The organism is Psychroserpens sp., assembly GCF_045105015.1.
Taxonomy (GTDB): domain Bacteria; phylum Bacteroidota; class Bacteroidia; order Flavobacteriales; family Flavobacteriaceae; genus Psychroserpens.
The window spans coordinates 1-20,196 of the sequence record NZ_JBGCCX010000144.1 but is presented as its reverse complement, the minus strand read 5'-3'; the positions used below and the strand labels follow the sequence as shown (position 1 = coordinate 20,196).

Genomic DNA, 20,196 nt, shown 5'->3' with positions numbered 1-20,196 from the left:
TGCGTCTTTATTGCAAAGAAAATTAAAATTAGGATATAACAGAGCTGGACGATTGATTGACCAATTAGAAGCAGCAGGTATCGTTGGAGGATTTGAAGGAAGTAAAGCCAGACAAGTTCTTGTTCCTGATTTAGTAGCTCTCGACCAATTATTAGAAAACGAATAATAATTAAAAAAGTATAGAACAAACAGTATTAGAAGATGAGACAAATTGTATTAGTATTAGCCGCTTTAATAAGTTCATTCGGGTTTTCACAAGACGCAGAAACCTTACTCAATGAAGTGTACAATAAAACTAAATCATACGAGAACATTTCTATTGATTTTAAATATGTACTTCAAAACAACAGCGAAAACATTAATCAGGAAACTCGAGGCGATGTTATTATCCAAGGTGATAATTATGTATTAAATTTTTTAGGGATTACTCAAATGTTTGATGGCACTTCCCTTTATACTATTAGTCCTGAAGATGAAGAAGTCACAATTTCTACAGACAACACAGAAGATGAATTTACAATTACGCCCAGTAAAATGTTATCCTTTTATAAAGAAGGCTATACTTACGAGATGGACATTGTTCAGAACGTTAAAGGAAGAAAAATACAATTCGTAAAACTAAACCCAATAGACACCAATTCAGAAATAAAACAAGTGCTACTTGGTATTGATGCCAATACAAAACATATATATAATTTAATTGAAATCGGTAAAAATGGAGCTAAAACGACCTTAACTGTTAATTCTTTTAAAACGAACGAGCCGATCTCAAAAACCTTATTTACATTTGACAAAAGTAAATATGGAGACTATTACATTAATAGACTCGACTAGGCGAACAACCATCAATGAAAATACTAGATAGGTACATATTAACGACCTACTTAAAAACTTTTTTGAGCGTGTTTATTATACTCATGCTCATTTTTGTTTTACAGTCAATTTGGCTTTATATATCCGAATTAGCTGGCAAGGACTTAGCTGTTGGTGTTATTTTAAAATTCTTACTATATGTTACGCCTACACTTATTCCATTAATATTACCACTTACTGTTCTTCTTGCTTCTATTATGGTTTTCGGACAATTTGCTGAAAATTATGAATTTGCAGCTATGAAATCAACAGGTATTTCGCTTCAACGCGCCATGCGAAGTCTTAGTGTTTTTATTGTAATATTAGGCGTAGGATGTTTTATTTTCTCTAACAATGTAATCCCTTGGGCAAATTACAACTTCTACAACTTAAGAAAAAATATTGCTAAAGTTCAGCCTGCAATGGCAATCGCTGAAGGTCAATTTAATGACATTGGAGATTACAATATTAAAGTTGAAAAGAAAAGTGGAGATAAAGGTCAGTTCCTAAAGAAGGTAGTAATTCATAAAAAAGGACTTCGTCGTGCAGGAAATTCAACAGTAATCATTTCTGAATCTGGTGAATTAAAAAGTAATCCGAATTCAAACATCTTACAACTGGTATTATTTGACGGACACTATTATGAGGAAATATTTAATAAAAACCCTAAACAACGGGCAAAAAAACCTTATGCAAAAAGTTACTTTGAAGAATATACAATCAATGTTGATTTAGAAGGGCTTAATGATGTAGATATCGATGACAAAAGTTACGACAATCGTTATAATATGTTAGATGTAAGTAGCCTTACCTATACGATTGACAGTTTATACACAAAACAATCTAATCAGTTAAAATCTTTTTCAGAAACACTATATCTGCGCTCTACGTTTGAAAGTTTAAATCAGAACATTAAAATAAAAAAGGACTCTATCTTTGAGGGCGACATTTTTAGTTTATTCAAAAATAAATCTAGAGTACAAATACTAAATCTAGCATCAAATACTGCTACAAGCTCTAAACAAATCATATATGCCAACAAAAAAAATATGGCAGGAGCTACAAAATGGTTAAGCAAACACGTCATATCACTTCATGAAAAATACATTTTAGGCTTAGCATGTATCATCCTCTTTTTTGTTGGAGCACCTCTTGGAGCTTTAATTCGTAAAGGTGGAATTGGTCTACCTCTTGTTATTGCTATCCTACTATTTTTGACTTATCATTTTATTGGAATATTTGCTAAAAACAGCTCTTTAGACGGCACTTTAAATCCAATGTTTGCTACTTGGCTATCAACATTAATCATGTTGCCATTAAGCATCTACCTAACAAGAAGAGCTACAAAAGACAGGCAGTTATTTGAGTCTGAAGGACTACTCGATCCTTTAAAAAAATTATTTGGTATCAAAAGTAAAACCCTTGTGTTTAGCACTAATGTTTTAGATGTTAATTCTGAAGATTACCAAAATTTAGAACAATATGACGATAATAAATTAATAGATATCGTAAAGCATTACAGACAATACAATTATGGTATTGAATATAAAAATTCATCATTAAACGTATTAGAATCAAGAGGTATCACGCAACAACAACTAAAGTTTTCTGGAAATTTAACCGATTATTCTTATGAAGAAGCATTGAGATTAAAGTATTTATATGAAGAAAATTCAAAATTAGCATTTGCACTTTATGCAATCACTTTACTTTTAATTCTTCCGGGTTCCATATTAAAAAACAACGGCTTCCCTTCTATTGGTCAAATCCTTTTTGTTAGTGGAATTATTATTGGTGTACTTTATTTGTTCGCTCTTATCAAATCATTCGTGGATAGCTCAAATCTAAACAAGCAACTAGGAAAGAACAATATTTCAAATGGCTTGATTTTTATTTTATTTGGATTACCACTATACTTTGTATTTTACTTTTTTCAGAAGAAAAAAATTAACGAAGATCTAAAGACAACTACAACAGAAGACAATTCAATTGAAAGTACTTCAAAAATCATAAAAGCATCAGACATTAAAGGTTTAAAAACTAAGCTTGAAGACTATAAGGTCTATTCAAAATTTGCTTTTATCTTCTTTGTTTTAGGAATTGTGCTATTGATATTATACTTTGTTTTTAATAATAATGAATTGCCTGCTGCCAAAAGTGCTTCTATTGAGTTATCTGTTATTTCTGGACTGCTATTCATACTATATGCGCTAGCATCAAGTATAAGTTTCAAAAAAATATATTCATTAATTAACCATACGTTAAAACGTCATACTACTTGGACTTTACTAGGATTTATAATATATCCACTGGTACATTTTAAAAGGCGAAATAAAATATCTGAAGACTTTTCAGCATAGAAAAAATAAGCCATATCTTTGTAATTCTAATTTATCATTATGCTTACAACAATGACAAATACCACAAATTCAACAAAAATAGAACTGAATACCATATCTGAAGCTATAGAAGACATTAGCAATGGTAAAATCATCATTGTTGTAGACGATGAAAACAGAGAGAATGAAGGCGATTTCTTAGCAGCATCTAGTAAAATCACACCAGAAACCATAAATTTTATGGCAACACATGGTCGTGGACTTATTTGCGCTCCGCTAACAGAAACACGATGCAAAGAACTCGATCTGCACATGATGGTAAATAATAATACCGATCCTATGGAAACAGCATTTACTGTTTCAGTTGATTTAAGAGGAAATGGTGTAACTACTGGTATTTCTGCTAGCGATAGAGCCAAGACCGTTAAAGCGCTTATTGACCCAGCAATGAAACCATTTGAGTTAGCTAGACCTGGTCATATTTTCCCATTGGTAGCTAAAGATGGAGGTGTTTTAAGACGAACAGGGCATACTGAAGCTGCTATAGATTTTGCTAGATTAGCAGGTCTAGAACCAGCTGGTGTTATTGTTGAAATCATGAATGAAGATGGAACGATGGCACGTTTACCTCAACTTTTAGAGGTTGCAAAAAAGTTTGATTTAAAAATCGTTTCGATAGAAGATTTAGTAGCATATCGAATGGAACACGACTCATTAATTGAGAAAAAAGAAGATTTTAATATCGAAACTCGTTTTGGAAGTTTTCGTTTAAGAGCATACCAACAAACAACTAACAATCAAATACATATAGCTTTAACAAAAGGTGAATGGTCTAAAAACGAACACGTACTCACTCGTGTAAATGCTACTTTAGTCAACAATGATATTTTAGGAACCCTAACTAACAATGCTGATGAAAAATTAGATGACATGTTTAGAGTTATTAATACTGAGGGAAAAGGCGCAATTGTATTTATTAATCAGCAATCACAATCTATGAATTTGTTGAAACGCCTAAACCTTTTAAAAGACACTCAAGTTGAAGGAAAAGTCACTAAGGCTCCAAGAATTGACATGGACAGTAAAGATTTTGGTATTGGCGCTCAAATATTACACGACCTCAACATTCACAAACTCAAATTAATTTCAAACAGTCAACAAACAAAACGCGTTGGTATGATTGGCTATGGTTTAGAAATTGTGGATTATGTGGGTTATTAATCACTATACTATTCTTCGTCACCTACGTCTTCTCTTGATGTTGAAATAAAACCATGGTTTACATCATGGTCAAGAAAATGGCAGTATAAAGGCTTTTCATATCTTAAAGTGTTAATTACATTGATAAATTCTTCTTGATAATAATTTAAGGTTATGTAGCCTCTTCTATTCATGGTTGGCTCAGGAAGTGTTGTTCCATTATCAATAAACCTCAATATTCCTCTATGTTCATTTTCATCATAAAGTTTAATAAAATGTCTGGTATTTCCATGATTTGACATATGAGATATCACATATTTTTTTATTTCAAATTCCATAAAATTTAATTTTGAAGCATTAAACGACAGTTAACTTATTGTTATAAAGTTAATTATAATTTGCACTTTCGAAAAATTACAAAACAAATAAATTACTTAATAATTGTTTTTTGAGTAACAGTTGAGTCTCCTGATTGTAATTTGATAAGATACACACCTGTCCTTAGATTTGACACATCTAATTGTTTAGCACATTTAGTTTTAGTCAATACTTGCTTCCCCTAAAACACCAAACACTTCAACTAAATCTATAATAAGATTAAGTTGCCTATAAAGAACTCTATAACTTATAAATAGTAAATTGAAAGGTTGTTGGAGTTAAACTACCAGAACTATTAAATATGCGGACATCTAAATCTCCTCCACTAATAACAATACTTGATGTTCTAAAAGCAGTAGAATAAGGTGTAATCAAACACGAGGTATTAGCTACATTTAATGTAACAGTGTTAACGCTAATACTAATTATACCACTAGTGATACTAGCTGTAAAATTTCCTGTACCACTTAAAACGTTTCCATTAGACTCAACAGTACCATAAGCAATGGGAACGATGTTAGCATTTCCTGTTGCTTCTCTATTAATTTCATCTGTAACATCTAAAGTGCCATTGACGCGCACTAAGTCCGTATCAAATTCTCCATAAATAAGAGCGTTATTTGTACCTGAATTATCTATATATAATCTATTAGACCCTGTTTCATTATAACCTGCTTGAAAACCAATGGCGATATTACTAGATCCTGTTATGTTATTATTTAGAGTTTCATACCCAATTGCGATGTTATTAGATCCAGTTGAGTTACTAACTAAAGATTGATAACCATAAGCTACATTATTATCACCTATATCTGTTGAATTAAGAGACTGATATCCAATTCCTACATTTCGATTGTCTGAACTATCGTCATTACTACCAGCTCCAATACCTAAAAAAATAGATGAACCATTTTCTGAACCATCATTATCTGACTTTGCATCTGTTAAATTATTTATTTCATAGGCGAATGGGTTTGTCCAAGTAATGTTTCCTGCACCATCTGTTTGCATGACTTGATTTATCGCACCATCAGCTGTAGGGAATTGATATGCGTTATTGATATCTAAAGTGCCGTTTATTCTTAAAAGATCAGTATCGAATTCACCATATATTAATGGTGAAGCTGAACTACTGTTTTCTATATATAACCTATTAGAATTTGTTTCATTATAACCTGCACGATGACCTAAAGCGACATTATAAGATCCAGTTGTGTTATTGTATAATGATTCATAACCATAACCTACATTATAAGCTCCCGTATCATTTGAATATAAACTCCGAGTTCCAATAGCAATATTAGAATTTCCTTCAGTATTTAAATTTAAAGCAAAATAACCTATAGCTGTATTTACGCTTCCAGTTAAATTATCTCCTAAAGCTCTAGTTCCAAAGGCAATATTATAATTTCCTTCAGTATTATCATGTAAACTATTATTTCCTGTTGCAATATTAGAGTTTCCTATTGTGTTACTATATAAAGATTGATATCCTGTTGCTACATTACCATTTCCTTCTGTATTGTAGCGTAAAGCCCTATACCCAGTTGCTGTATTATAATCTCCTTCAGTATTCCGGTATAAAGCTCTGTACCCTGTTGCCACATTTAGAGATCCTGTTGTATTTAAAAATAAAGTTTGATATCCATTTGCAGTATTTTCACTACCTATAATATTTGAACGAAGAGTTTGATATCCAATCCCTACATTATGATTATCGGAACTATCATCATTAAGGCCTGCTTCAATACCTAAAAAAACAGACGAGCCATCACTATCACTTTTACCATCTATTAAATCATCAATTGTTCTTGCTCCATTACCAATTGGTAACCAGCCTGTTCCATGATTATAATAGTAAAATCCAGGTACATTAGTGCCAACAGTAGCTGTCAGATAAATGAGCATTGCATTTTGATCTGCATTAACTCCAGTAGGGAATACATCTACTTTTGGGATAAGTATACCATCTGTGCTTATTGGAGCAGCTTGATTTGATGATCGTATATCTAATTGTGCTTGAGGATCTGTTGTTCCAACACCTACTTGTGCTTGAAATGCAAAAGTGAACAAATTAAATACAATAATGACTGTCAGTTTTTTCATAATCATAAATGATTATTATTGATTAAATGTGTTTTAAAATAAAGTCTTACATTTTATTAGAGTATTACTAAAGAAAAACTAGTGTTTAATAATCTTTTTAGTTACTTCTCTTCCATCCTTGGAAAGAACTTTCAGAAGATAAACTCCATTAGATAAATGACTAAGATTAATAATGTTTTTGTTGGATTCTTTAATAATTAATTCACCAAGAAGATTAAATAACTCTATATATTTTACTAGCTCATTGCTATCAACTGTCACATAATTCTCTGTTGGATTAGGATACACATTAAAATTAGAAGTTGATATCTCAAAAGCTTCAACTCCTAAAGTATCAAACATAAAGGTTTCCATTCCTAATGCTAAACTGTCAAAATAATCTTGTGTTGATGAATTGTCAATATTAGAATTATAAAAACTATCAACTGCTCCACCTAACCCTAATGAAATTGGATCTGTATTACTTAACAATTCTAATTCCCCTGTTGTTGGCATATTACTTACATCAAAAGTGACCAATACAAACGGAACATTATTTGAATGTGAAAAAATGGTTTGTCCTGGTGGTAAATTCATAACAAAACCATCGCGAGTTCCGTCTCCTAAACCAAAAGTAGTAAGTTGTGCTGCAGTAACTTCGGTAAGTGTCCAATTACGACCATTAAATTGAGAGATATTAATTATATCAGAACTTCCTGTTGGCAGCATCAAAGCAAAGCCTATGTCTGAAACATCTGTATTTGTTGCATCAAAATCAGGTATTGCAACAATTGAAAAATTATAATCACTGTTGTGTACTATTCCAAATTGATACGTTTGTGAGAACATAACAAAAGAGATAAAAAATGCGATAACTAAACTGTAATTCTGTTTCATAATTTAATTGATTTAATTTTGTGTTGGTACTGTTGTGTTTATTGTAAAAGTCGATAGGTTTAAAAAATTTGCTGGATGACTAAGTATGTTATCTTTTATAATATTACTGTCATTTGGAGACCCTGAAAATCGAGCGACGCCATTTAAATCTAAATCTTCATTTAAATAACCTGTAGATGAAAAGGTAATGAAGTTCAAAAAATTTGATAAATCTGCTAGAATATAATCCTTAATAATATTAACATCATTAGCACTTCCTGAAAACACAATGCTGTTATTATTATTTGTATCTCCTGACCAAAGTGCCATATCATTGGATACTAATTGAACTTGAGCGTTACTTCCATAGGTATTAAAAGTGCTATCTGTAAAGTCTACTATAGTTGTGGTATCTTCATTTAATACTATTGAAAATTGGCTCATCACACCTAAATGATTTCGATGTTTAATAACGACAAAATGATCTTTTGGTGGCGCATCCATGGTTAAAGTTGATACACCATCTGTTCCTACTACATCACCATCGCGTTGCAAGAGTGCTGATTTGCCATTAAGTAATTTTGAATTATCATTGCTGTCACGCACTTCTACCCAAACCCAATCAACAATGGCATCGTTACCTGTTATTGAAAATACAGAAGCATTACAAATGGCATTATCTGCATATGGACTTGTCGTTGGAATAAGGGCAGCAGCTCGCAAATCATCATTCATAAGTCCATCTGTATCTGGATTTAAAATTGGTCCTTGTAGATACACTATAGGATTCACTTTAATTCTGAAACTAGAATTTACAAACCCTTCAGAAACAGAAAAGTTGGGCGTTGTGATTTCTTGAACATTAACCTCTCCAATGGTATAGAAGATTTCGATTCCATTAGCAGAAGTTGAAGCGCCTCCAGAGTCTATGCTGAATTTTTCTATAGATTGACTATAACCATAGTATCCTAAAAAATTGAGTATTAAAACTAATTTAATGATTTTCATAATTTTGATTTTATCGATTATTCGCTTCTATTTTGTCTACTCGCGAGATAAGAGTATTGACTGTGTTTTTTAAAGACGAATTATCTGTTGATAATGTCTCTATTTTAGAATTTTGAGTTTCTATAATGACTTGCTGCTCTTGAATAGCTTTAGTTAGTAAAGCAATAAGATCGTTATAACGTACGCTTAAATAACCTTGATCATCTTTGGTTAAAAAGCCTTGGTCTGCATAACCAATTTTAGCAAGTAATGCTTCTAAGTCTTGCGCAATAAAACCCATTTCTCTTGTTTTATTTGTATTGTTTTTACGTGTGTAGTCAACAGGTTGTAATTGCATTACCATATCTAAACCATATGGTAATTTGCGTATGTTTTCTTTCCAACGTTTGTCTGAAGTAAACGTCCATGCCACTTGTACACTTGCATTAGTTATAGCTGTATTACCTATTCGTACTTGGTTACTGGCATTAGTACTACTTACTTGTGCATTGTACCCTATAGCCGTATTATTGAAACCTGTGGTGTTTGAAGAAAGTGCTTGATACCCACTTGCCGTATTGTTGTAACCTGTCGTATTTGAGTATAAGGCGTCCTGACCAATGGCGGTATTTTGATTTCCATTATTTTCGTATAATGCACGATATCCACTTGCCGTGTTTCTTAGCCCTGTAGTGTTTACATATAATGCGGAATGGCCATTTGCAGTGTTATTATTTCCAACTGTATTATTAGAAAGTGCAATTGCACCATTTGCGGTGTTATTATTTCCAGTGGTGTTTGAAGAAAGTGCGCTTCCACCATCTGCGGTGTTATTATATCCAGCGGTGTTGTAATAAAGCGCCCTTCTACCATTTGCAGTGTTAACAAATCCTGTAGTGTTAGAATAAAGTGCGTCTCTACCATTTGCAGTGTTCCAATATCCTGTAGTGTTAAAATAAAGTGCGCCTCTACCATTTGCGGTATTAGAATGTCCTGTGGTGTTAAAATAAAGTGCTTCTTGTCCATTTGCCGTGTTGGAATATCCTGTGGTGTTAGAATAAAGTGCTACATTGCCATTTGCGGTGTTATTGTCTCCTGTGGTGTTAGAAGAAAGTGCGTTTGTACCAATTCCGGTATTACTTTCTCCTGTCGTGTTAGAAAAAAGTGCGTTTGAACCATTTGCGGTGTTATTATATCCTGTAGTGTTAAAATAAAGTGCGTTTAAGCCACTTGCGGTATTATTATCTCCTGTCGTATTAGAATAAAGTGCTGCTCTACCATTTGCGGTGTTATTATATCCTATAGTGTTAAAATAAAGTGCGTTTGAGCCATTTGCGGTATTATTATCTCCTGTCGTGTTAGAATAAAGTGAACTTCTACCATTTGCGGTGTTACTTTTTCCTGTGGTGTTAAAAAAAAGTGCATCTCTACCGTTTGCAGTATTACTTTCTCCTGTGGTGTTTGAAGAAAGTGCACGATAACCATTTGCCGTGTTATAATTCCCTGTGGTGTTATTATAAAGTGCGTCTCTACCATTTGCGGTGTTACCAATTCCTGTAGTGTTAGAATAAAGTGCTGCTCTACCATTTGCGGTGTTACTTTGTCCCGTAGTGTTGGAATAAAGTGCTGCTCTACCATTTGCGGTGTTACTTTGTCCTGTGCTGTTAGAAAGAAGTGCTAGACTACCATTTGCGGTGTTACCAATTCCTGTGGTGTTTGAATAAAGTGCACTATTACCATTCGCGGTGTTGCCAGTTCCTGTAGTGTTATTATAAAGTGCTTGATAGCCAACGCCAACATTTTCAATTGTCCCATCATTGTTTAAGCCTGCATTAACTCCTATAAATAAAGAAGAACCATTAGCATCAGTTCTACCATCTGATAAATCATCTATTTCTGTGCTTACATTATTAGCAAATTCTGCATGTTTAGCATAAGGAACAGCCATAAATTGTGTGGTGCTCAAATCAGTATAATTAGTACCGCCTGTTAAATCAATTTGTACATTAAGCCAATGGGTATTGCTACTCCAATCAATAGAACTAAATGAATTACTGGTGATGCCATTACCAATATTTACAACCATAATGCCATTGGCGTTTGTTGTTGGCGTGTGCTCTTCAGTATAAACTGTAGTGCCGCTGGCTGAGGCCTCACGTATTTGAAACTGTAAACCAATAGATTGGTCAGTAACAATATTCCCAAAATCATCTTTAATTAAAGCTTTGTAGTTGATGCCTTGTTGGGCAAAGTTAGATATAGATATAAAAGTAATAACGATTAATATGAATATATTTTTCATTGTATTTGCTTTTTAATTACTAGAATTTGATTCTATAAGATTTAATCTTGCTACCAAAGCTTCTATAGATTTATCTTGAATTTTATCTTTTGCTTTTTGAGATTCAATAGTAATTTGTTGCCCATCAATAATTTCTTGCTGCTCTTGTAATGCTTTTATTAATATTGGTATAAGTTCCGTGTATGACAAGGCTAACAAATCAGAGTCTTTTACATAATGCGTAATACTTGGAAATAGTTCTTTAACTTCCTGAGATATTAACCCTAAGTTGCGTTTGCTGTCTGTTTGGTCTTTCATAAGATAGCTTACTGGATTAAGTTGCATCACTTTGTTGAGTGTACCATTATCTAAAGGAATGATATCTTTTTTAACGCGCCTGTCTGAAGCTTGCACATAAGCACCACTTGTTGCATTCCAGGACCCTTTAAAAACTCCATTTCTATATAGATTGAGGTAACTAGTTGTGTGAAATTGCCAAGAATTGTTAGTATCTGTATTTAAAACACTAAATGATTCTGCTTCTGGTGAACCATTTTTATGGGCAACTTCGAGTAAACTAGAAGGTGTAGCTATACCAATTCCTGTTTTTCCATTTTTTAATACCGTTAAAGCGTTATTTCTATTAGCATCGTTAAAACCATTACCAATTTCAAATAAAGGATTAGAATCTGACCAAGCAATATCAGAACCTCCACCAATATTATATCGCCCAATTGCTAATGATGCGTATGATTCTGCATTGGTGTGAATTCCCATTACTGTTGAATAATCTCCAGAAGCAGTTGTTGAGTATCCCATGGCAATAGAATGATTTCCAGATGCTATTGTAGCCTCTCCTATAGCAGTAGAATAATCTCCAGATGGCAGTGTACCTCTTCCCATTGCTATTGAAAAATCACCAGATGCATTTGTTGCGAATCCCATTGCGGTAGAATAATCTCCAGATGCATTTGTTGAGTGTCCCATTGCTGTTGAATAATTACCAGAGGCAATAATATACAATCCCATCGCTGTTGAAACATCACCTGTAGCTCCAGCTTGAAATCCACTATCATCGTTATAACTTAAGTCGATAGCATTCTCACCAATATCAGCATAATTACTTGCATCTGAACCAATCAATCGCCAACCTGTATTACCACCTTCTGTAATTTGTTCTAAACCAGAACTTCCTAGGTTTACATCTGCATATTCTTTTGTTATTAATGCTTTATCATCTGTTATTTCTGAAAGGTCAAAACTTGGTGCAGTTATAGTGCCATTTTTATAAACCTCTAAAGCATTGCTTCTTATTGGTGATCCACCATTAAATTCACCATTACCTACTATAAATAATCCTGTAGAAATATCTATATTAGAATTGCCAACCGCCATAGAAGCCAATTCAGACGTAATTGTACCATAACCCATTGTTGTTGTGACATCTCCTAAAGCTTCTGTTGCTACTCCTGTAGCAATTGATCCAAACCCAGAAGAATTAGTTTGAGTTCCAAATGCAATTGAATTATCACCAATGGCTCCAAAAACTCTTCCCTCAATAGTTACTATATTTGAACTTAAGTCAAGAGCATCTTGTCCTATAGGACCATAGTTTTCTGGATCGACGCCTATTAGTCTCCATCCTGATCTATCAATATTCCCATTATTTTCTGTAATCTTTTCTAAACCAGTTGGCAATGTAGTTGGCTGGTTTGTTAAATCATTATAATCTCCACTAAAAACATTATCAGCTGTTGTTGCATGTTTAGCATAAGGTACAGCCATAAACTGCGTGGTTCCCATATCTATCAATCCACCTCCTGTATTAATTTGCACATTTAAAAAATGTTCCTCAACTGCCCAATCAATATCATTATAAATACCAGAATTAACAGACCCTTCTCCTATATTAACAATAACAATTCCGTTAGCATCTGTAGTTGGTGTATGGGTCTCTTGATATACATTGGTCATGCCTTCGCCTTGCAAAATTTGAAATTGAACAATAATAAGATCATTGGCAAGCACATTACCCAAATCATCTTTTATAAGTGCTTTGTAGTTAATGCCTTGTTGCGCAAAACTTGAGATTACAACAAATAGAATAATAAATAATGTTATGTGCTTTTTCATAATCGTTGATTTTATGTGATTTTATTCTTTACTAAAGTGTGTGCTTTTAATGATCTTATTATTATTAACAATCTTTAACTTGTAATGCCCTTTTTCTAAATGATTGACATTAATAAGAATTTGCTTTTCTTGAAACTTTTCAATTGATCCTATGTAAGATTTCTTTTTCACACGAATAGGTTCAAGCATGTCAATGCTTTAAATTCATGATAAAAGTAATGGACTATAAAAGAGAGTACTGTGAATTTTGTAACAGGTCGTGAAACTATTGTAACATATAAGCTATATATGCATGAACAGGCTACTTTTATTGAGGAATAGAATTATTTTTTAGCGTATTCTGAAGGTGTGCAATTGTAAAACTCTTTAAAGCATTTACTGAAATAGGTGTGATCATTAAATCCTACACTATACCCAATTTGAGAAATATTGGCATCAGATTCTTTTAACAGTTTTGCTGCTAATTTTAATCGCTGAGAACGAATAAACTCAGATGTTGTTAGACCAGTTAGCGCTTTTAATTTTCTATGTAGTTGCATTCTGCTCATCCCTATGTCTACACTAAAACTACTGGCACTAAATGAAGGTTCAACTAAATTAGCATCGAGAACATTTTGCAATCGTTCTAAAAACTGTTCATCTACATTTGTAATAGAAACGTCTTTTGGTAATAACACCAATTCTTGACTGTAACGTTCTTGTAATAGGCGCCTAGTTTCGGTGAGTTTTTTTACTTTAGTTTTTAGAATTTTTGAATTAAAGGGTTTGGTAATATAATCATCTGCTCCCACTTCAATACCTAGTAATTCATTTTGATCTCCTGCTTTTGCAGTAAGTAAGATAATTGGAATATGACTTGTACGTTCATCCGTTTTTAATTGCTGAGTTAAGGCAATTCCGTCTTTTATAGGCATCATGATATCTGATATAATAATATCTGGAATAGTATCAAGTGCCATCTCTATGCCTTCTTCACCATTTGAGGCAGAAATAATTGCATAAGAATCCGTAAACTCTTGTTTTAACAAGTTTCGAATATCTCTATTATCTTCTACAACTAAAAGTATTGGTAGTTTATTCTGAAGAATTTCGTCTTCATCTTCTATATCATTACTTATAGGTAAACTATCAACAACATTTTTATATTCGTTATTAGTCGCTTCAATAAAGTTTTCTGATTGAAACGAATTTTTATCAACAGGAAGCATCACAGAAAAACACAACCATCCATCTTCAGAATTATTTACATGTATTGTCCCTTTGTGTAATTCAACTAATTCTTTTACAAGTGCCAAACCGATACCCGAACCTGTATGATCTTCACTGGTTTGATAAAACCGTTCAAATAATTCGGAAACTTCAGCTTTAGATATTGATGATCCGGAATTTTTTACTTCAAAAAATAAACGCTCATTATCAACTTTAAAATCTACTAAAATCTTCTCTTTCATAGTTGTGAATTTAATGGCATTAGCAATTAAATTGGTGGCGATTTTTTCAATAGCATCCTCATCGAAAAAATAGTTTAAATCTGAAGTTTTACCTTCAATTATATAACTTATATCCTTTTGCTTCGCACTAAACGAAAAGGAATCTGTTAAAACTGCAATAAACCGTAAAAGTTTAGCTTCTTGAATCTGAAGCTTTAATTCTCCTGCATCTATTTTAGACAAATCGAGTAATTGATTCACTAAATCTAATAATCGATCTGAGTTTCGCTTGGCTATTTTAAATTGTTTTCTTGTTTCAGGCGATAGCGTTGTATCTTCAATTGCTACATCAATAGGATTTGAAATCAATGTTAATGGTGTTCGGAATTCATGAGAAATGTTAGCAAAAAATTTAGATTTCTTTGCATCCAATTCACGTAGCTTATCTGAAGTTTTCTTTCTGTTTTTATATAATAAGAATAATAGAAATGCCAGAATTCCTGTTATTAAAAGACCACCTAGCAAAAATATACGTTCAGTACGCTTTTCTTTATTAGCAAGTTCCCTTTGTGAAGTCAGTAATTTAATCTCTTGTTCTTTCCTTTCGGTTTGGTATTTGGTTTCTAATTCAGATATGTTTTCTTTATTAAATTCTGTTTGAATATTAATAAGATGTTTTCTAGCCTCTTTAGAAGCTTGATACGCTTTTTCAAAATTTCCGAGATCGAAATGCACACTAGCAAGAATATCTTGAATATTATATTTGTGCTCCTCACGAACAAAGTAAGCCATCTCTAATAAATTTTGAGATCTATTGATATGGTTTAGTGCTTTTTTGGAGTTTCTATTGTTATTGTAGTATTTAGCAATCTTGTAATTGGCTATCGCCATTTTTAAAGTATCTGTCGTTTTATTGATGGACACTAACTCCTTTCTATAATAATACAATGCAGAATCTTGCTGGTTTTCTTTGTTATAAAGATTCCCTAATCTATTATAAATCATCGATTTCCTAAGGTGATTTTCTTTAAAAGCAGTATCAGCAGAGACCGTATTTTTTAATGCTTTTCTATAATTTTCAATTGCCTTTAGAGGTTCGTTTCTTTGAAAATGAATGTACCCTTTTTTCTCGTATAGAATTGCAGCTGGCACATTAAGATACCATGCATTATAAAAATTGAGACTGTCTTCGCTAACTTTTAAACCTCTTTCAACAAGTTGAAGTCCATCGTTAATATTTTTATACATCTGTGGAAAATAACTAGAATCACTAGCGCTATGTGATTCATTTAAAATTTCGATGATTCTCACTTTGGTCATAGCTGCCATAAATATATCAAGTTGTCTAACCTCAAAAAGAGAATCTAACTTTAACACATGCACAAGTGCGCTACCGTCATTAGTTCTGTTATAATATATTGAACTTCTAGTGTAGTATATGTTTTTTAAATACTTAAATCGTTTAGTATTAATAGCAAGCCTCTCTGACTCTTCTAGATAAGCTATTGCTTTTTCTAAATCAGGCTCAAAATGACTCAAACTACTTACAATTACTAATTGCAATGAATCTGCCTTAAGTTCTTTGGCTAAATCATAACTTCTTTTTGCATAATAGTAGGTACTATCGTGCTGCCCTTTGTTAAAAAATGTTCTTGATTTCTCAATTAGTTCATTAACTGAATCAATGTTTTTTTGATTTTGCCCAATAGAACAAAAAGGTAATAATAAGATAAGTATTAGGGATTTCAAATTCATTAACTGCAGGATGATTGATCTAAATGCATACAATATTATGAATATGAATTTGTTAATTCTGGTGATTTTGTAACAAAAGATGTTACATATATCATAAAATAGATTTTATGCTGTCAATCATTAATTGCGCACGTCTTTTAACTTCCTCTTCTGTCCAAGACAATTTAATTAGACAAGATATGTTTCTTCCAATGAAGTGATCAGATTGAGAAAAATCTTTTGTATTCAATTTAGCTAACTCATTTTTAATTTCAGAAGATAACGGATATAATGACTTCGCATCTTTAAGATGATGCCATTTACGCACATAATGCCAATTATTATCGAAGTAATTCCAGCAGACATCAATACCATTGGTTTTAAAAACTTCTGAAACTTTACGAGCAACTTCTAAATCTGGTAAGAAGAAATTTAAAAAGGAATAACTTTCTTCACCACCTTCAGGCACTCTTCTAAAAGTTACTTCAGGGATTTGAGACAATGCATCTCTTAAAATAGTATAGTTTTTCTTCTGAATACCAATAAATTCTGGAAGACGTTTTACTTGAGCTAAACCAACAGCTGCATGCAATTCAGAAATTCTGAAATTATATCCTAAAAATGGATGTGTTTCAGCTCCTCTATCGCTACCAATATGATCATGACCATGATCGCTGAAATGATCTGCATGCTTATAATATTCTGAATCGTTAGTAATAACTGCTCCACCTTCTCCACAGGTGATCGTTTTTACAAAATCGAAAGAAAAACATCCTAAATCCGCTATACTTCCTAGAGGTTTTCCTTCATAAGTGCCACCTATCGCTTGACAAGCATCTTCAATAAAAAGAAGATTGTTTTTTGTGCAGATTTCTTGGAGTGCATTCATGTTTCCCATACTTCCACACATTTGAACCACCATGACTGCTTTAGTCTTTTGAGTTATTGCAGCTTCAACGGCTTTGGGATCTAATGTAAGTGTATCATCAATATCTACAAGAATTGGAATAGCTCCCAACATCATTATAGCTTCAAAACTAGCGACAAAAGTAAATGTTGGCATAATAACTTCATCTCCTGCTCCAACACCTGCAGAAGCAAGTGCAACAGTTACAGCAGCTGTACCACTTGATACTAATTGTACATGACTAATCTTAAATGCGTTTTGAAGTTCTGTTTCTAATTCCTTAGCCTTCCAATGACCATTTCGCATGCCATCAAAACCATATCTCATTAAGACACCATTATCTAAGACGTCATTAACTTCTTTGCGTTCTAAATCGCCAAACAATTCAAATCCAGGCATATTAGTATTTTGTCTTAGTCTTCAAAAATGATAAGAATTCAGAAACTGTGCTAGAATTGATTTGAGTTAAAGCTTTATCAATAGTATTACCATTTTTATCAATTAACACTAAAGCCGGAACAACATCACTCTTAGAATAATGAGAGGCTAGTCGTTTATGGTAAGGGTTAGAAGAAACATTTAACTTTAGTAAGACAAAACTTGAACTAATTTTTTTAAAATCTTCTGAATTAAAAAATTGACTTTCAAGCAAACTTATAATTTCGTTTGAAGAATTATCTGTTACAAAAACCAAAACTGGATTTTTTTCTGTATTGGAAGTTTTTAAAGCTTCTTTGTAATCTGTCAACCAATCTTGATTATTGATTTGAGCTGATAAGTTGGCAGTAATTGTAAAGAGGATTATTATAAAGATATGTTTCATAGAAAAAAATTTAAGTGAGCTTAGCAAATATAAGGTATTAGTGAGGTGCTTCAAAAGAAATGTAAAAATTATAAAATGATAACTGCATCTTTAATCGGTTTTCTTACTTTTCGAAAAGTAGCAAATTGATCGTCATCAGCTCGATAACCAATTGGAAGCAATAATACTGATTTCAAATTTCGCTCTTTCAAATTTAGTATATCATTATATTTTTCAGGCAAAAAGCCTTCCATTGGGCATGCATCTATACCTTCAACAGCACAAACAGTCATTAAATTCCCCAAAGCGATATAAGCTTGCTTTGTGGACCATTGCTGACGTTCTATTTTGGTCATGCTTTGCATCATAACTTTTAAATCCCTTCTGAATGGTTCTAATATATTTTCCGGTGTTTGTCTTAAATTAGATACTGAATTAAATAAGTTGTCTACATCAGAATCTAGAATATCATCTTGAATACACAGTACTAATAAATGTGATGCATCAACTACTTGTCGCTGTTGAAATGAATGTTTAACTAATTGTTCTCTTATATCTTTATCTGAAATAATGAACATTTTTAACGTTTGTAAACCAAATGATGTTGCTGTAAGATTAAAGGCTTCTTTAATAATATCAATTTTTTCATTTGCTAAGATTTTATCAGTGGCAAACTTTTTTGTTGCATATCGCCATTTTAAAGCTTTAATTGTACTCATTGTATTTTATTTATTTACAAAATTAAGTCTTGTTTATTGGATTTAAAAGATTAGTTCCATTAATAAAATCAATTGGAGTATAATTATGATAAAAATATTATGATTTTATTTGAAAGAGTTAAAAAAGCGTTCTATATTTGCATCCGCATTTAGGGAATACCTAATGAGACACACTAGGAGAAATGGCAGAGTGGTCGAATGCGGCAGTCTTGAAAACTGTTGAGGGTCACACCTCCGGGGGTTCGAATCCCTCTTTCTCCGCTGAGTTATAAACAAAGCCTTGTAAATCAATTATTTACAAGGCTTTTTTAGTTTTAAAAGTGATATATAAAGTATGAATAATAGCTAATTTTATTATTATGCAGTATGAATTTTAAAAAATAATGATAATCATAAAATGAATTATAACGATTCAAAATATTTGTCAAGAAATGACAATCTACTGTTAACCCACTGAATCAAAAATCCATAATCATTTTCATTAGATCTTCGTTTTGGCCAAATACTAAGATTACGTTCGTAAACTTTTTCATTGATGAATTTATTATAATGGTCATCAAACATCTCAATAACATTTGAATTAGTTAATTTTTTTTCTCTTAAAAATAGCCATCTAGATTTTAATTTTGCTTTGTAAGCATTAGGATTTAATGATAGTAATCTTTTAAATAGACCATTAGTTAAAATTTCATCAGTATTGGTCTGTCGAATTTTATCTTGAGAATTTCCAAATGTACTATCTAAATCCCATGGAATGATAAAGTAAGGTTCGTTTGAGTCGTACTTACCTAGGTAATAGTTTTTACCCAAATTATCTCCGGCATGTAATAAATTTGCAAAAATAAAGTAATCTACTGCGTTAGAAAGTAGAAATTCTTGCGCAATTTTATCAATAAAAAGGTCATCAGACTGATTAACAATCAAATCAAGAAGTTCTGATAAATTATTCCAATGAGAATTATAATCTATGATTGGATATTCCATTCTAAAACCTAAATAATGAGGGAAAAGATTATTATACTTACCTGCTTTTTCAAAAGCTGGTCCTCCTTTATAAGAATTTGCCTTAAATAACTCACCATGAACAACACTAGTTTCGTTTTTAGCAAGCCTAAGCAATTTACTATCAACCTGCTCAGTTAATGCATAAATTCCCAAGTATTGATTATTTCTAAACAACTCTACAAAGTTTGAATTAAAACCACTTTTGGCTCTAGGTGCTTTCAAAATATAATATGGTTCATTAATATCTGTCCATAATTGGGCAGCAACATGAGATCGCAATTTTAAAGGCTCGTCATATAGTCCGTCTAAAATCCAGTCATCATCAGACCTCATACTCATGAATTTTAGATCTTTTGATTCTCTAGAAATATCATCTTTCCAAAATTCTATATCGTAAGACTTTTTAGGAAATGATAATGATAAATTACCACGAGATCGGAAGAGCACACGTCTGAACTCCAGTCACAC

General features: G+C 32.3%; 17 protein-coding genes and 1 tRNA gene. 5 read left to right on the top strand and 13 right to left on the bottom strand.

Translation table 11 applies throughout. The annotated features are described in order from the left end of the window. The 4 genes from AB8B90_RS11135 to ribB form a co-directional block, all read left to right on the top strand. The coding region (locus AB8B90_RS11135; protein WP_405336864.1) for a DNA translocase FtsK at positions 1-166 on the top strand (166 nt) is incomplete at its 5' end. 35 nt (positions 167-201) lie between these two features. Continuing rightward, a complete protein-coding gene (locus AB8B90_RS11130) occupies positions 202-834 on the top strand; it encodes a LolA family protein (protein WP_405336862.1) in 633 nt (210 codons plus the stop codon). 14 nt (positions 835-848) lie between these two features. Further along, positions 849-3,212 (top strand): LptF/LptG family permease, encoded by a 2,364-nt coding sequence (locus tag AB8B90_RS11125; RefSeq protein WP_405336860.1) that lies wholly within the window; start codon positions 849-851, stop codon positions 3,210-3,212. 51 nt (positions 3,213-3,263) lie between these two features. Then, the gene (ribB, locus tag AB8B90_RS11120) at positions 3,264-4,412 is read left to right on the top strand and encodes a 3,4-dihydroxy-2-butanone-4-phosphate synthase (RefSeq protein WP_405336858.1); all 1,149 of its coding nucleotides are present in this window, start codon (positions 3,264-3,266) and stop codon (positions 4,410-4,412) included. Positions 4,413-4,420: 8 nt separating this feature from the next. Here ribB and AB8B90_RS11115 read toward each other — a convergent pair whose 3' ends face one another. The 12 genes from AB8B90_RS11115 to AB8B90_RS11060 all read right to left on the bottom strand — a co-directional run bounded on the left by AB8B90_RS11115 (position 4,421) and on the right by AB8B90_RS11060 (position 18,723). Beyond that, entirely contained in the window at positions 4,421-4,729 is a 309-nt protein-coding gene (locus AB8B90_RS11115; protein WP_405336856.1) for a hypothetical protein, read from the bottom strand. A 92-nt stretch (positions 4,730-4,821) separates the two neighbouring features. Beyond that, positions 4,822-4,938: a T9SS type A sorting domain-containing protein gene (locus AB8B90_RS11110; RefSeq protein WP_405336854.1), complete on the bottom strand. Its 117-nt coding sequence runs from the start codon at positions 4,936-4,938 to the stop codon at positions 4,822-4,824. Positions 4,939-5,009: 71 nt separating this feature from the next. Then, on the bottom strand, positions 5,010-6,875 hold the full coding sequence (locus tag AB8B90_RS11105; protein WP_405336852.1) for a hypothetical protein: 1,866 nt from the start codon (positions 6,873-6,875) through the stop codon (positions 5,010-5,012). A 78-nt stretch (positions 6,876-6,953) separates the two neighbouring features. Then, positions 6,954-7,751: a T9SS type A sorting domain-containing protein gene (locus tag AB8B90_RS11100; RefSeq protein WP_405336850.1), complete on the bottom strand. Its 798-nt coding sequence runs from the start codon at positions 7,749-7,751 to the stop codon at positions 6,954-6,956. Positions 7,752-7,763: 12 nt separating this feature from the next. Next, positions 7,764-8,738, bottom strand: a complete 975-nt coding sequence (locus tag AB8B90_RS11095; RefSeq protein WP_405336848.1) for a hemagglutinin protein — start codon at positions 8,736-8,738, stop codon at positions 7,764-7,766. Positions 8,739-8,748: 10 nt separating this feature from the next. Continuing rightward, a complete protein-coding gene (locus AB8B90_RS11090; RefSeq protein ID WP_405336846.1) occupies positions 8,749-11,019 on the bottom strand; it encodes a tail fiber domain-containing protein in 2,271 nt (756 codons plus the stop codon). Between the two features lie 12 nt (positions 11,020-11,031). Next, positions 11,032-13,131 (bottom strand): tail fiber domain-containing protein, encoded by a 2,100-nt coding sequence (locus AB8B90_RS11085; RefSeq protein WP_405336844.1) that lies wholly within the window; start codon positions 13,129-13,131, stop codon positions 11,032-11,034. Positions 13,132-13,152: 21 nt separating this feature from the next. Further along, positions 13,153-13,320 (bottom strand): hypothetical protein, encoded by a 168-nt coding sequence (locus AB8B90_RS11080; RefSeq protein ID WP_405336842.1) that lies wholly within the window; start codon positions 13,318-13,320, stop codon positions 13,153-13,155. Between the two features lie 134 nt (positions 13,321-13,454). Beyond that, on the bottom strand, positions 13,455-16,316 hold the full coding sequence (locus AB8B90_RS11075) for a response regulator (protein WP_405336840.1): 2,862 nt from the start codon (positions 16,314-16,316) through the stop codon (positions 13,455-13,457). 91 nt (positions 16,317-16,407) lie between these two features. Next, positions 16,408-17,601 (bottom strand): DegT/DnrJ/EryC1/StrS family aminotransferase, encoded by a 1,194-nt coding sequence (locus AB8B90_RS11070; RefSeq protein ID WP_405336838.1) that lies wholly within the window; start codon positions 17,599-17,601, stop codon positions 16,408-16,410. A gap of 1 nt (position 17,602) precedes the next feature. Further along, entirely contained in the window at positions 17,603-18,025 is a 423-nt protein-coding gene (locus AB8B90_RS11065) for a thioredoxin family protein (protein WP_405336836.1), read from the bottom strand. Positions 18,026-18,093: 68 nt separating this feature from the next. Continuing rightward, positions 18,094-18,723, bottom strand: a complete 630-nt coding sequence (locus tag AB8B90_RS11060) for an NAD(P)H-dependent oxidoreductase (protein WP_405336834.1) — start codon at positions 18,721-18,723, stop codon at positions 18,094-18,096. A gap of 176 nt (positions 18,724-18,899) precedes the next feature. Between AB8B90_RS11060 and AB8B90_RS11055 the strand changes: the two genes are divergently transcribed. Beyond that, positions 18,900-18,984, top strand: a tRNA-Ser gene (locus tag AB8B90_RS11055). A gap of 141 nt (positions 18,985-19,125) precedes the next feature. Here the strand turns inward: AB8B90_RS11055 and AB8B90_RS11050 are convergent. Further along, positions 19,126-20,175, bottom strand: a complete 1,050-nt coding sequence (locus AB8B90_RS11050; protein ID WP_405336832.1) for a CotH kinase family protein — start codon at positions 20,173-20,175, stop codon at positions 19,126-19,128. Between the last annotated feature and the right edge of the window lie 21 nt (positions 20,176-20,196).